The sequence below is a fragment of the Paenarthrobacter sp. AT5 genome, assembly GCF_032764245.1.
GTDB lineage: Bacteria > Actinomycetota > Actinomycetes > Actinomycetales > Micrococcaceae > Arthrobacter > Arthrobacter ureafaciens.
The window spans coordinates 2,088,982-2,102,280 of sequence record NZ_CP136441.1 but is presented as its reverse complement, the minus strand read 5'-3'; the positions used below and the strand labels follow the sequence as shown (position 1 = coordinate 2,102,280).

Genomic DNA, 13,299 nt, shown 5'->3' with positions numbered 1-13,299 from the left:
TATGTCCCGGAGGGTCCGCCCTCTTTCACAACCGTTCATCCCCAGCATCCATCGCACCTCCAGCGCCGCCTCCAGCGCCGCCTCCCGCGGCGTTGAAGCGGCCGTTTACTGGAAGAGCACGTCATGACAGAGCACACGCAGCACAACTCCCACTCACCGGTCAGGGACTCCGAACCGGACCACGCACACCACGCCGGGCACAACCCTGAAATGCACGGCGGCCAGCACAAACAGCACCACGGCCACGGTCCGGACGACGACCACATGGTGCACAGCCATGGGCAGCATGCCGGGCACAGTACGGCGATGTTCAAGGACCGGTTCTGGTTGACCCTGGCGTTGTCCGTCCCGGTGGTGTTCTTCAGCCCGATGTTCGCCCACCTGCTCGGCTACATGCCGCCGGAGTTCCCAGGCTCGGCCTGGATCCCACCAGCGCTGGGCACCGTGATCTTCTTCTACAGCGGCATGCCGTTCCTCAAAGGAGGACTCAGTGAGCTGAAGACCAGGAAGCCGGGCATGATGCTGCTGATTGCCATGGCAATCAGCGTCGCGTTCATCGCCTCGTGGGCCACCAGCCTGCGGATCGGGAACTTCGATCTGGACTTCTGGTGGGAACTGGCACTGCTGGTCGCCATCATGCTGCTGGGGCACTGGATCGAGATGCGCGCCCTTGGTTCGGCCCAAGGTGCTCTGGATGCCCTGGCCGCTTTACTGCCTGATGAAGCAGAACGCGTCACCCCCAACGGCACGGAAACAGTCCCGGTCACCGACCTCGCTCCAGGGGATGTAGTGCTGGTCCGCTCCGGGGCCCGGATGCCCGCGGACGGGACGATCGTGGAGGGGCAGGCCGAGTTCGACGAATCCATGATCACCGGCGAGTCCAAGACCGTCGCCCGAGGGCCCGGGGACCCCGTGGTTGCCGGCACAGTCGCCACGGACAACACCGTCCGGGTGCGCGTCACCGCCGTCGGAGAGGACACAGCCCTGGCGGGTATCCAGCGGCTGGTCGCGGAAGCGCAGGCTTCCTCGTCCAAAGCCCAGGCCCTGGCCGACAGGGCGGCGGCGTTCTTGTTCTACTTCGCCACGATCGCCGGCGTCGTCACCTTCATCGCCTGGATCCTGCTCGGCAGCGTGCCCGAAGCCGTGACCCGCACTGTCACAGTGCTCGTCATCGCCTGCCCTCACGCACTGGGCCTGGCCATCCCTTTGGTCATCGCCATATCCACCGAACAAGCCGCCCGGGTCGGGGTGCTGATCAAGAACCGGATGGCCCTTGAACGGATGCGCACCGTCGACGTCGTCCTGTTCGATAAGACCGGCACCCTGACCAAAGGCGAACCTGAGCTCAAAGACATCACCGCCGTCGACGGCACCACGCCCCGGGAGCTGCTGGCAGCGGCCGCAGCCGTGGAATCCGACAGTGAACACCCCGTCGCCCGGGCCATCGTCCGCGCCGCGCACCACCAAGGCCTGGACCGGCCAACCGCGACTGGATTTTCCTCAATGACCGGCCGCGGAGTGAGGGCGATGATCGATGGCCGGACAGTGCAGGTCGGCGGGCCGGCCCTGCTCCGCGAACTCGACCTGACCGAAACCGACGCCATGGCCGCCACCACCAGGCAATGGGCCGGACGTGGCGCTGCGGTGCTGCACGTCGTAGACGGTGACCGGATCCTCGGAGCGGTGAGCCTGGAAGATGCGATCCGTCCGGAGTCACGGCAGGCAGTGAAGGCCCTGCAGGCCCGGGGCATCAAGGTGGCTCTGATCACCGGTGACGCCCGCCAGGTTGCGGATGCTGTGGGGGCCGAGCTTGGCATCGACGAGGTCTTCGCCGAGGTCCTCCCGGCCGACAAGGACAAGAAGGTCGCGCAACTGCAGGCCCGCGGGCTGAAAGTTGCGATGGTCGGTGACGGGGTGAACGACTCCCCCGCCCTGGCCCGGGCCGAAGTCGGCATCGCCATCGGCGCCGGCACCGACGTCGCCATGGAATCGGCCGGAGTCATCCTGGCCGGCAACGATCCCCGCGCCGTGCTGTCCATGGTTGATCTGTCCCGGGCCAGCTATACCAAGATGTGGCAGAACCTCATCTGGGCCACCGGTTACAACATCATCGCCGTGCCATTGGCTGCCGGCGTCCTGGCCTTCGCGGGGGTCGTATTGTCCCCGGCAGCCGGGGCAGTACTCATGTCTGCGTCCACGATCGTCGTGGCCCTGAACGCCCAGCTTCTCCGAAGGGTGAAACTGAACCCCTCCCAGGTTCGTTAAACCAACCACGCACCGGGCGCCCCGCCCCACGGATCGGGGCGGCGCCGGGGGCCGATAGGCTGAAAGCACAAGAAGACATGCAACCCGCACGAAAGGAAGGAGACAGTCATGCAGGCACGCCGGACCATGACCGGGACCTTCCTTGACATCGGGCTGCTGGTGACAGTCATGGCATTGATCGCCGGCGTGTTGGGGATGCACGTCATGACCGGTCTGCACACCCAACACCCCATGACCACCGCAGCAACAACACCGGTCATATCCGTTGAAACGGTGGACCATGGCACCGCCGCCCACGACCACCACGGCGGTGGGGCCGGCACCAATGATGCGGAGGCCGACGCCGGTCCGGCCACGAGTCCGGCCGCGGGTCCACTGGCACAATGCGCCTGCTCGGGGAACTGCTCCACGGAGCATGCGATGGGCGTCTTCTGTGTCCCCTCAACCGCAACCGGCGTCCTGGCAGCCCCGCTGCCGGACACCTCCACTACAGTGCCGTCTTCATTCCGGCCTGTCGCTACAGGTTCCAGCACGCTATGGTCCTACCTGCCCGGAAGTCCTTCCCCGGGCGAACTGTCGATCAGCAGAACATAGGCACCGGCCTGCGCCCCGCCTACCCGGGGGGCACTCTGTCTTGCACCGCCCCCTCGGCGGCGCCCGGGCTTCCGGTCCGGCATTCACATATCCCGCTTTGCCGTGAGCGCCTTGGCGTTCACGAGTACCCGTTTGAAGGACTGTTCTGTGAAAACCAAAAAGCTTTTGCCCCTCTCCGCTGTTGCCCTTGTCGCTTCCCTGGCACTCGCAGGATGCAGCACCGGAACCCCCGGTTCGTCGGGGACGTCCATGCCCGGGATGGACCACGGAAATATGGGCTCCTCCAGCGCCCCCGCGCCATCTGCGCCCGCGAGCGCCGGGGACCATAACGCGGCCGACGCGATGTTCGCGCAGGCAATGATCCCCCACCATGCCCAAGCCGTGGAGATGAGCGGGATGATCCTCGCCAAGCAGGACATCCCTGCCCAGGTGAGCGCGTTGGCAACCCGTATCAAGGATGCCCAAGGCCCGGAAATCGAGACAATGACCGGTTGGTTGAAAGGCTGGAACGAGTCCACGATGATGCCCTCGGGCCACAGCATGGACGGCATGATGAGTGACGATGACATGGCCAAACTCGACGCAGCCCAGGGTACCGAGGCTGCCAAACTGTTCCTGTCGCAGATGATTGCCCACCACCGCGGTGCCGTGGCGATGGCGGAGACGGAAACCCGCGACGGCAAGAACACCGATGCCGTGAAGTTGGCCAAGGAGATCATCACCGCACAGCAGGCAGAGATCAAGGAGATGGAGCAACTGCTGGCCAGCCTCTAGCGGCCGACGCCGTCCTCTAGCACCAGCGGAGTGCCGGCCTTGGAAGGGCCGGCACTCCCTTCGTCTTTGACTCATCCCCGCCATCCAGCCCTGGAGCTTCCCATGCCTTTAGCCAAACCGTCGTTATACCGGGCCGCAGGAGTCGCCGCACTCCTCGCCTTCCTTCCTGCCACGGCTGCCTGCACCCAGCCCTCTCCGTCTTCCGGCCCTGCAGAGTCTTCACATGGGATGACGGACAACGCGCTGCCCGGCAACCACGTGCACGCGCTGGCCGTCAACAGTGGGTCCGGCCAGGTCCTGCTCGCCACCCACGAGGGTTTGTTTGACGTTACTGTTACCCCCGCGACCAAGATCGGTGACACGAACGACCTCATGGGTTTCACCGTCGGCGCAGGTAACGTCTTCTACGCCTCCGGCCATCCCGGGCCCGGGTCGTCCCTGCCGGATCCGCTGGGATTGATGAAATCGACCGACGGCGGGAAGACTTGGGCACCGCTCTCCCGGCAAGGAGAATCAGACTTCCACGCCCTGACAGTCACCAAGTCCGGGATTGTCGGCTACGACGGCCAACTGCGCGGGAGTGCTGACGGGAAAGCCTGGGAGGTCGCTGCTGCCGGTTTCGCCCCCGCCGTCCTGGCCGGACATGCCGGCTCTGACACGGTGCTGGCCACCACCGAGAACGGTATCCAGCGATCCACCGACGGCGGGAAGACCTGGAAAGCGGTCCCGGACGGACCAGTGATCCAGTTCGCAGCGTTCGCGGACCCCACCGAAGCCTTCGGAGTTGCTCCGGACGGGACCACGTACCACTCCGCCGATGCCGGTGTCACTTGGACCAGGAAAGGCCGCGTCGCAACCGAGGTCCAGGCCATCGCGGCAGGACACGGATCAGGCGGGAGTCCGTCCCTGTGGGTGGCCACCGTTGATGAGCTCATGGTGTCCACCGACGCCGGTGCAACGTTCGGCCCCGTCAACGCCAACTGACCGCCGGAGGGGCACCCATAACACAGGACCTTTGCGGAGGAACGCCTGTGGCTTCACCCCCACTGATGGCGTTCTCCCACTTCATCCCACAATAAAATCGATGGTTGAATCCGGCCACGTGAGGGCGCAAACTGCCCCTAAAGGACGTGCACCGTCGCGGATACTCAATGGGTTCGGTATGCCATGCTCTACTTGCCGAAGCGCGGGAGCGGAATAAGTCGCTGGAGTCGGGGGGCCGGCGCATTGCTGCTTGGCTTGGCGTCCGCCCTGGGAGTGGGCCTCACCGCCACCGGGGTAGCGCCTCTCCCCCCAGCCCCCAGCCAAAAGGCCGTCCTGCCACCGTCGACTCCGACCCCCACCTCACGTCCGCTTCCGGATTTCGCCCCAGACAAACCCGCACCGACGAATGCTGGGGTGCTGTCGGTGAGTTATTCGGCAGTATGCAAAACGTCATCATGCACTTTCAACCCAAAGGTGACGTATCCGCCGTCGGCGGTTTGCACCTTCGACGCCGGAGACGGAACCGCCCCCATCACATTCCCATGCGGCGCCGGCACGAACCACTCCTATCCGGCCCCCGGAACCTACACCGCCCGAATCACGAACGCCCAGGGCAAGTCACAAGCCATCGAGCTCCAGATAACGCAGGCACAACCGCCGCCAACAGAAACCGGCACGCCAAAGCCAACAGGAACCCCTGTTGTTCCTTCCACGACTCCAACAGCCAGCGGCAGCAATTCCGGCAGCCCCGTCCCCAGCGACACCGGGACGCCGGACCCCACGGCAACGTCCTCCGCAGAGCCTGGAAGTGATGTCCAGGAATATCTGGAGAAATGCCTCAAGGGCACAGTTGCCTACTCACCTCCGGCAGCCATGGAACTGGGAAGCCGCGAAGAATTCATCCTTCGGGTCGCCCTGCACGGCGCGAAAGAGAACCCGGCCACAGGCTTCCCCAGCGGCAGTCCGGTAGCCACCGAACACCCACGGATCTGCGCCCTCATGCGCGCCGACCTCACCGGTGAAGGCTTCGACATCGAACGGCGTGGCGATTCCTCAGGCGTTATCGCCTTGCCAAGCGACGAGGTTGGCGAATGGGGCTGGTACATCACACCCAACAAACCCGGCAAGCAAACGCTGACCCTCCGGCTGATCGCCCCCATTCCGAACGTCGACGGCGAATTCGAAGTTGAAACCTACAAACGCGACATCAACGTCATCGTCAGCATCCTCAAAGTCGTCAGCGACGTCACCAAGGACTGGGCTGCTCCTCTGGGCATTACAGTTCCCGTCATCGTTGCCGCCATTGGAGCGCTATACCTCCGGGCACGACGGAACCGCTACAAGGCAAAGCACGCGGCCGCAACCAAATAGTTGTCGGCAGGCCTGGTGGAGGCGTGGTCAGCGTTAGTGCCCGGAGCCGCCACTGGCCTTGTCCCGTCGCCGCCTCCGTAACCCAGGAACGATGAGGGCGAGGCCAGACGCTGTAAAAACTGCCGTCAAGATCAGGCCGACACCACCCAGAAATTCGCTGGTGCTTCCATAGCCGAGCACAACTGCGTGATCTGGCTGTTGTTCGCGATAGGAGACGGTAACCTGCTCGCCAACAGACGGGTGCTGCTCATGATCCAAGGGGGCATGGGCGTAGCGGTTCACGCCGTCGGCCGCCACGTATTCAACCGTGATGTCCCGGTTCGACGCCTTCCTGGCGTCGCTGAAATAGGTGATGGTCCCGGCGACGTGGACGCCGGTGCGGGCGAGCTCTTCATCGGCGTCGACTTGCTGATAGCTGGTGATCATCAGGGCGGGGCCCAACAGCATTAGCACGACGGCGAACAACACATTCACCATCCGTCGCACGGCGGACTTGGGTTTATTGAGCACGCTTTCGGTACTGTTCACTGCGCCCATTATGCAGTACTTGCTGTGAAAGCCGGGGGGTGAGCGGGACTACAGCCAGAAGCTCCGCCCGGTCAACGCGCCACTGGCTGGCGTCATCGTGTCGGGTGGTCCTGCATGAGCCTATAGCCGTCTTCGGGGATCTCATCGGGCCTGGCTATCGCGTGTTGTTGCTGGTCCAGAAAGAGCCTGTAGGTGGCCACAGACGGACCATGGCCACCCTTGGCAGTTTCCACGAGGCGGTAGGCAAGAGCGTTCCACTTCCGATCCAGCAGCGCCAGAAGCCAAGCGTCACTCTCAGCTACTGTCACTGCGACCCGAATGCCGGTATCACCACGGTGACCAACGACGAGCACCGTGACGGTCATGCCGTCCGGGCCGCGACCTGACGTGAGCCAAGCTACACCCATCAGGTCAGCGACTATGGTGACTTGAATGAAGCCGTTCTCCATAGAAGGGACAGGACCCAGCCGCCACGTGTGACGGGCCCGCCCGTCCCCGGCATTCACCACTGCTTCGCGGAAGCCCGCCAGCGGTGCCATGTGCGTATAACGGATACGACTACACAACTCGTCCATGCGGCGCCCCTTGATCGACCCGGCCGATTACCCGGGGTCACTCCAGCTCACAGCATGCGCCCCTACCAGCGCAGAAGCAAGGGAAATCAGTCCAGGATACTCACTCTTAGAGAAGTCCAACACGATCGATGGCCTCACCGGCAGTGTGACTGGAAGCGACACTCTTCCCTGTCAACAACAGGGCCAGCGAACCACCTCTAGGTGTAATTCCCACTGAGGTTGTGAACGCGGCTGATGGGGGTTTTGCCTCCGATGCCGGTATGGGTTCGGTGATGATTGTAATGGTGGAGCCATGCCGGGTAGGTGGCGGCGCGCTCGGTTTCTGAGGTGTAGGGCCGGGCGTAGGCCCATTCGGTGGCGAGGGTGCGGTTGAAGCGTTCCACCTTGCCGTTGGTTTGGGGTCGGTAGGGGCGGGTGCGCCGGTGTTTGAGGTGCGGTCCCAGGGCTGCTGCGAAGGTCCGGGAGCGGTAGCAGGACCCGTTGTCCGTGAGCACCGCTTTGACGGTGATGCCGTGGGCGGCGAAGAATGCGGCGGCTCGCAGCCAGAAGGCGGCGGCCGTTTCCTTCTTTTCGTCGTTGAGGATTTCGGAGTACGCGAGCCGGGTGTGGTCATCGACGGCATGATGCAGGTAGGCATAACCGGTCCCGGCACGGCGGTTCCGCTGCCCCTTGGCGCGTCCGAGGGCGCGGTGTCCGCCGCCGTCGGGGATGCGCCCAAGCTTCTTGATGTCCACGTGGATCAGGTCTCCGGGGTTCTCGTGCTCGTAGCGCTGCGGTGCAGGTGTGCGAACGGGCAGACCGGTGCCCTGATCCAGGCAGGCCAGCCGGGGCATCCGGTACCGGGTCAGGACCTTGCCGACGGTGGAGCGGGCCAAGCCCAGGTGGGCCGCTATCCGGTGCGGTCCCCACCGCCGATTGAACCTCAACCCCACAATGCGGCGTTCGGTGCGTACGGGGGTGCGTTTCGGGCTCCGCCGCGGGCGGGAGGACGCGTCAGCCATGCCGTCCTCACCACGGACCCTGTAGCGGTCCACCCACTTCTTGGCCGTCGCTGGTGAGCATTGAAAACGTTCCGCGGCCCGGCGCAACGTCCAGCCCTCCTCAACGACCAAACGGGCCAGCTTCGCCCTGGCCTTAGGTGTCAGATCGGCGTTGGCATGGGTAACGTAGGACAACGAGAGCCTCCTGGCGTCGAGATGAGTGTGGTAACCCAAATCGATACCGGAGGCTTTCGCCTTTTACATCACGCCACGCTGTTCACAACCTCCATGGGAACTACAGCTAGGCTGACACACCTGTGACGCCGCCGTCGGATTACGGAGGGCAGTCATGTACAGCGGAAACCCAGGAGCGCTCGAAAATCTGAACCTGCATCACCTCGGCACTGATGAACTCTGGCTCCACTACTGGTCATATGGCGGTCTAACCTTTAGATCAAGCTTTAACGCCTTTTTGCACCGGGCCCTGGACCTCTCCGTGGGCGGACAACAGGTTCTGGCATGGGCATTTGAGGACCTGATAACCGAAAACAGAGGATGGTTTACCCCGCCGCGGAAGGACACGCCTGTCTGACACCAAAAGCATATGCCCGCGGTCCTCATCACTCTCCGACTATCAGGGCCGTGCGCCTGATCCGCGGTGTACGGTTGGAACCGGTGAACGTTTTGTTCTCCGGTCAAATTGCGAGGTCCCATGAACGAGTTCGAAGCCTCACTCATCGTCAAAGCTGGCGCCGAGCAACTATCCACGGCGTCAGCAGACCCCCGGTCCGAGGAAGGATACACAGCCGTGAAGGCCAACCTTTCCGAAGCCCTCGAGCACCTGGCCATGGCCCTGACTAATTTTGAAGCCAACACAACAGCCCCCAACCGTTCCACAGGCTGGGCCCAAGACCTTCGCCGGGTCGCCGATGACTTGATGGATAAGCTGGGCTGAACATTTCCACGGAGAGATAGCCTCGTGAATCATTAGCTATGGTTTCTCGATTCCTCTTCCCCGAAGCGGACCCGGGCTGTAGTCACACAGCCAGCGATACCTCCGGCCATCGCCTTGACTGCGGCCACGTCCCCTGCGTGGCTCTCCTCGTCGATTGCCGCCGGTACCATCCCCGCGCATGGCGCCGAGGGTTCCCTCTGTTATCCATCCAGCGGTGGTGTGGCGGTTCTGATGAGGGGAGGCTGGCCGGACTGGTAGGAAGACGCGATAACAGGTTCGAGTTCGTCGATCACTGTGTGGTTCCCCGGAAGAACAACGTGGGCAAGAAACTCCGATTCGAGGGTCGCAACTCCTGCTGCCGCGGCTGCCAGCTTGGCGTCAATGGAGAGGGCGAAGGCATGCCAAAGCCTGCGGGCATCGAGTTCAAGAGTCTTAGAGGTACTTTCATGTCTGGACCAGATCGCCGCTTCACCAGGCAGGGCCGGGTTTCCCGGAGGACGCGGTGCAGAAAGGATGATCCGGAATTGCCGTCCCTGAGACCGGAACGCAAGGGCGTGCAAGTGCCCGCGTTGACTGAAAAGGACGTCCGTAGCCCCGGATTCCGCGAGAGCGCTTTCTATGTGCTGTCGTGAAGTTCCCACGCTCAAAGAATCACCACGCGTGTAAAAACTCCGGGAATCATTAGCAGCCATACTCCATCCATCCCCCCTCATATGCTCCGTTGTTATCGCACCCCGGCATCACCCCGAGGGCGCGCCACACCGCGACATGCCCGGTTAAGATTTAGTTCACCAGCAGGGCCGCCACGGGTACCGCTTGGATGAAGGCGCCCAGTTTTAACGCCAACGCACTCCCAGGCCTTTGCCGTCCCGGAGGACTTTTGGCACTGCTTCCTCAGTCGAAGCGGACTTCTGCCGCGGATGCGCGTACCGCTTCGAGGCGGTGTTCCTCGATCAAGGCCAAGGCGTCCATTTCCTCTGCCCGGTTGGTGCGCTCAACTGAAGCCTGCTCGGAGACTTCCCGCAGGATCGTGCCCACGAGATGGGCCAGACCTGCTTTGAGTTCTTCCAAGTTGGTGTTGGTGATGAGGAGACGCCGGTCCGAGACGCGGAGTTCAACCTCGCTGTAGCCGGCTTCGGCGAGACGCCGGGCAGCGTCACTGCTGTGAAGAAGGTCAAGTTCCCTGGGTTGAGGTCTGCGTGAGAAGACAGCCGGGACGGTGTAGAGGGCCGAACCTTTCGCTGTGCCGATGTCATGCGGCAAAGCTGATGCGAGGACACCGCTAAGACTTAGGGCGCTATCGGCTTGGGTGGGCTGGTATGGGGTGGTGGTCATGGCGTGCGCCAACGTTTCTTGAGGATGCACTGTCGGATCCGCGAAAACGTGGGAACGGCGGCGACTGGAATTTAGACGGCCCGAGTCCGGGACACCTAGGGAGGGTCACTGCCGTCTAACCGTTCTGCGGATGCAGCACGGTCGTGGCCGCCCTCGTTGTCCCAGCTCTCCGCGGCGTCCTCATCAATGTGACTTTGGGTTGCATCAGTGGTTTTCACGGGCGCATTTGCGGGAGTGGGCTCATTGCTCGGGGATCCTGCGTTCTTGTCACGATGTCCCGACATATTCCCAGTGTACTCTCTTTCAGCGCCGAGGGCGGCCAAGGCCCGGATCTTCCGCGGCCGGCTTAAGGGGCAGGGAATAAATGGGACCGCATCATTCGCGGGAAGGTGTCCATCTCTTTGCTACGTGTGCGCATTTTGCGCAATCATCTAGCGTGATTCGCGCAGCCATGCAAGAATGCTGGAAAGCTTCCCGCTGAACAGCGGGTACCTGCCGACACGGACGAGAGGAGCGACGTGGTTTCCGTCTTTGTGCAAGCCGACGATTTCTCCGGCGCCGCCGAGGTTGGCTATTGCTTCGTCCAGCACGGCTTTTCCGCCCAGGTCGTGCTTGGAACGCGCGACGGCGGTTCCCCCTTCGCGATGGCCGGCACCGACGTTGTGGTCGTCGACTCGCACTCACGAGGGCTCCCCGATGCCACGGCGGAAGCACTGGTTCGGGACGCCTTCTCTTGTCCTGCAGCGCTGGGGGCGAAGGTTGCTTTCAAGAAGATCGACTCTCTATGGCGCGGGAACATCGGCGCCGAGGTGGCGGCACTGACTGCCTTGGGCTTCCACGCCGTGGTTGCCGGCGCTCTCCCCCAGCTGCAGCGCTCCGTTTTGCATGGAAAGCCTTTGGTGGCTGGCACTGCTTTGGCGGATACCAGGCTGTGGCAGGCCGAGATTCTTGAACCACCCGCTGATATTCCGTCGTTGTTCCGCTCTGAAGATTCCATGCCACTGCAGGCTCTTGATCTGGCCGCGGTCCGCTCAGGATTACTGCCGCAGAAAATGTCGGCCGCGCTGGAGTCCGTTCATCCCTCCATCACCGTGGTGGACGGCGAGACGGTCCACGACCTGCAGGACGTGGCGGACGCGCTGCTGCATCTTGGCTTCCAGGCCTCCAACCGCCGCATCGTCCTCGTGGGTACTGGCGGAACCGCCGACGTCCTTGCGCGGCGCCTCGCTGCGCAACATACCGCCGCTCAACCTGCGCAAAACGCGCAATCATCGCACGCAGACGGAACCACCTCGGAAGTGCAGCCCGGCGCGAGGCCGGTGCTCGCCGTCGTCGGCTCTGCTTCGGCAACAGCACAGGCTCAACTGGAGCGGCTGGACACTTTCACCGTGGTGAGGCTGCACCCGCAGCACGCCGGTGTGAACGGCGCCTATCAAACACAGCTTGACGACGTGCAGCGATCCCTTGCGGCGGGCACAGATGTAGCCGTCACCATGGCGAAAGGAATCGTGGACCCGGCTTCGGCCGCCGGCATCGTCCGGTCCCTGTCTGCCTTCGCAGCCCAAGCAGCACGGGGAGCAACGGCCGACCTGATCCTCACCGGCGGTGAGACAGCCCGGGAAGTCCTGAACGCCGTCGGAATTCAACAATTGGTGCCGATCGCGGCCGTGCAACACGGGGCGGTACTCACCCGCGCCGATGACGGAACGCTCGTGGGCACCAAACCCGGCAGCTTCGGCGACGAGCTTGCCCTCTTGCAGCTATACAACGGAATACGGGAGCGCCGCGGCCAATCCATGCCAGTGCCTACCACTTCCCCCGCACGACTTTCGAACCAACTGGAGCAGAAATGACAACGAACGCCAGCACCACAGCAGAGCACAACAAATTGCCCTACGTAGCCGTGACAATGGGCGACGGCGCCGGGGTCGGCCCGGAGGTGGTGGTGGCCGCGGTGCTGGATCCGCAGAGCAACGCAGAGTGCCGTCCAGTGGTGATCGGCGACGCGCTGCGCCTTCGCCAGGCCGCGGACGTTTTGGGCATTGAGGCCGATATCCAGAGCATCGAAAACGTGGAGGACGCGGTGTTCACGCCGGGCCGGGTGAACGTGATCGATCTGGCGTTATTGCCCGAAGACCTGCCGTGGGGGCAGCTCTCCTCCGTGGCCGGGCACGGCGCGTATGAGTACATCCGGGTGGCCGGCGAGCTTGCGATGGCAGGTAAGGTGCAGGCCATTTGCACGGCGCCGTTGAATAAGGAGGCGCTGCACTCGGCGGGGCACATCTACCCCGGGCACACTGAACTGCTGGCGCACCTCACGGGGACCGAAGAAGTATCCATGATGCTCTCCACTCCCAAGATCCGGGTGATCCACGTGACCACGCATATCGGGCTGGTGGATGCCGTGCGCAAGATCAACCCTGACCTGGTGGAGCGCACCATCCGCCGGGGCCACGAGGCACTGGTCCGCGCGGGCATCCCCAACCCGAAGATTGGCGTCTGCGCCATCAATCCGCACGCAGGCGAGAACGGACTGTTCGGACAGGGCGAGGAAGGGGAGAAGATCGAGCCCGGCGTCAAAGCAGCACAGGCAGCCGGAATCAACGCGGTAGGTCCGCTGCCCGCGGACACACTGTTCTTCCTGGCCGGACGCGGCGACTACGACCTCGTCGTTGCCATGTACCACGATCAGGGACACGGCCCCGTGAAGGTGCTGGGGATCGAAGCCGGAGTGAACATCACCGTGGGCCTGCCGGTGATCCGGACGTCCGTGGACCACGGCACCGCGTTCGACATCGCCGGCAAGGCGATCGCCGATCCGCGGTCCATGGTCGAGGCGCTCCACCAGGCGGCTGAAATGGCCACCCGACCCGCGCCGGCCGGCTAGGTCTTTGAGGGCTGGGCGGGCGGCGGTGTAGCAGCTAGTCGCGCCGGGCCG

Annotated in this window: 13 protein-coding genes; 8 read left to right on the top strand and 5 right to left on the bottom strand. The window is 63.6% G+C overall.

Annotated features, from left to right (window positions below; translation table 11 throughout):
* The first annotated feature begins 123 nt into the window (after positions 1–123).
* The 5 genes from RI444_RS09620 (at position 124) to RI444_RS09600 (ending at position 5,988) form a co-directional block, all read left to right on the top strand.
* On the top strand, positions 124–2,265 hold the full coding sequence (locus tag RI444_RS09620) for a copper-translocating P-type ATPase (RefSeq protein ID WP_410510804.1): 2,142 nt from the start codon (positions 124–126) through the stop codon (positions 2,263–2,265).
* Between the two features lie 108 nt (positions 2,266–2,373).
* Positions 2,374–2,859: a hypothetical protein gene (locus RI444_RS09615; RefSeq protein WP_179013978.1), complete on the top strand. Its 486-nt coding sequence runs from the start codon at positions 2,374–2,376 to the stop codon at positions 2,857–2,859.
* Between the two features lie 147 nt (positions 2,860–3,006).
* Positions 3,007–3,633 (top strand): DUF305 domain-containing protein, encoded by a 627-nt coding sequence (locus RI444_RS09610; RefSeq protein ID WP_242703083.1) that lies wholly within the window; start codon positions 3,007–3,009, stop codon positions 3,631–3,633.
* A gap of 102 nt (positions 3,634–3,735) precedes the next feature.
* Positions 3,736–4,617 (top strand): F510_1955 family glycosylhydrolase, encoded by an 882-nt coding sequence (locus RI444_RS09605; RefSeq protein ID WP_207604704.1) that lies wholly within the window; start codon positions 3,736–3,738, stop codon positions 4,615–4,617.
* A 474-nt stretch (positions 4,618–5,091) separates the two neighbouring features.
* On the top strand, positions 5,092–5,988 hold the full coding sequence (locus RI444_RS09600; RefSeq protein WP_316963901.1) for a hypothetical protein: 897 nt from the start codon (positions 5,092–5,094) through the stop codon (positions 5,986–5,988).
* Positions 5,989–6,021: 33 nt separating this feature from the next.
* Here RI444_RS09600 and RI444_RS09595 read toward each other — a convergent pair whose 3' ends face one another.
* From RI444_RS09595 to RI444_RS09585, 3 genes are all read right to left on the bottom strand, one after another.
* Positions 6,022–6,516, bottom strand: coding sequence for a DUF3592 domain-containing protein (locus RI444_RS09595; protein WP_207604702.1), 495 nt, complete (start codon positions 6,514–6,516; stop codon positions 6,022–6,024).
* A 92-nt stretch (positions 6,517–6,608) separates the two neighbouring features.
* Positions 6,609–7,091, bottom strand: a complete 483-nt coding sequence (locus RI444_RS09590) for a hypothetical protein (protein ID WP_316963900.1) — start codon at positions 7,089–7,091, stop codon at positions 6,609–6,611.
* A 197-nt stretch (positions 7,092–7,288) separates the two neighbouring features.
* A complete protein-coding gene (locus RI444_RS09585; RefSeq protein ID WP_062096667.1) occupies positions 7,289–8,266 on the bottom strand; it encodes an IS481 family transposase in 978 nt (325 codons plus the stop codon).
* A gap of 517 nt (positions 8,267–8,783) precedes the next feature.
* On the opposite strand from RI444_RS09585, the gene RI444_RS09580 reads away from it, so the two are divergent.
* A complete protein-coding gene (locus RI444_RS09580; protein ID WP_021473036.1) occupies positions 8,784–9,026 on the top strand; it encodes a hypothetical protein in 243 nt (80 codons plus the stop codon).
* Positions 9,027–9,226: 200 nt separating this feature from the next.
* Here RI444_RS09580 and RI444_RS09575 read toward each other — a convergent pair whose 3' ends face one another.
* A complete protein-coding gene (locus RI444_RS09575) occupies positions 9,227–9,667 on the bottom strand; it encodes a hypothetical protein (RefSeq protein ID WP_225740040.1) in 441 nt (146 codons plus the stop codon).
* A gap of 253 nt (positions 9,668–9,920) precedes the next feature.
* Positions 9,921–10,361: a hypothetical protein gene (locus RI444_RS09570; RefSeq protein WP_069695644.1), complete on the bottom strand. Its 441-nt coding sequence runs from the start codon at positions 10,359–10,361 to the stop codon at positions 9,921–9,923.
* 518 nt (positions 10,362–10,879) lie between these two features.
* Here RI444_RS09570 and RI444_RS09565 point away from each other — a divergent pair.
* Together RI444_RS09565 and pdxA are read left to right on the top strand one after the other, a co-directional pair.
* A complete protein-coding gene (locus RI444_RS09565; RefSeq protein WP_021473040.1) occupies positions 10,880–12,214 on the top strand; it encodes a four-carbon acid sugar kinase family protein in 1,335 nt (444 codons plus the stop codon).
* Positions 12,211–13,248, top strand: coding sequence for a 4-hydroxythreonine-4-phosphate dehydrogenase PdxA (gene pdxA / locus RI444_RS09560; RefSeq protein ID WP_242703082.1), 1,038 nt, complete (start codon positions 12,211–12,213; stop codon positions 13,246–13,248). Before RI444_RS09565 ends, pdxA begins: the two co-directional genes overlap by 4 nt.
* Positions 13,249–13,299 lie beyond the last annotated feature (51 nt).

Excerpts from the sequence above, each read along its gene's own strand:
- RI444_RS09620 (WP_410510804.1), top strand. The coding sequence starts at position 124 with ATGACAGAGCACACGCAGCACAACTCCCACTCACCGGTCAGGGACTCC.
- RI444_RS09615 (WP_179013978.1), top strand. The coding sequence starts at position 2,374 with ATGCAGGCACGCCGGACCATGACCGGGACCTTCCTTGACATCGGGCTG.
- RI444_RS09605 (WP_207604704.1), top strand. The coding sequence starts at position 3,736 with ATGCCTTTAGCCAAACCGTCGTTATACCGGGCCGCAGGAGTCGCCGCA.
- RI444_RS09590 (WP_316963900.1), bottom strand. The coding sequence starts at position 7,091 with ATGGACGAGTTGTGTAGTCGTATCCGTTATACGCACATGGCACCGCTG.
- RI444_RS09580 (WP_021473036.1), top strand. The coding sequence starts at position 8,784 with ATGAACGAGTTCGAAGCCTCACTCATCGTCAAAGCTGGCGCCGAGCAA.
- RI444_RS09570 (WP_069695644.1), bottom strand. The coding sequence starts at position 10,361 with ATGACCACCACCCCATACCAGCCCACCCAAGCCGATAGCGCCCTAAGT.
- pdxA (WP_242703082.1), top strand. The coding sequence starts at position 12,211 with ATGACAACGAACGCCAGCACCACAGCAGAGCACAACAAATTGCCCTAC.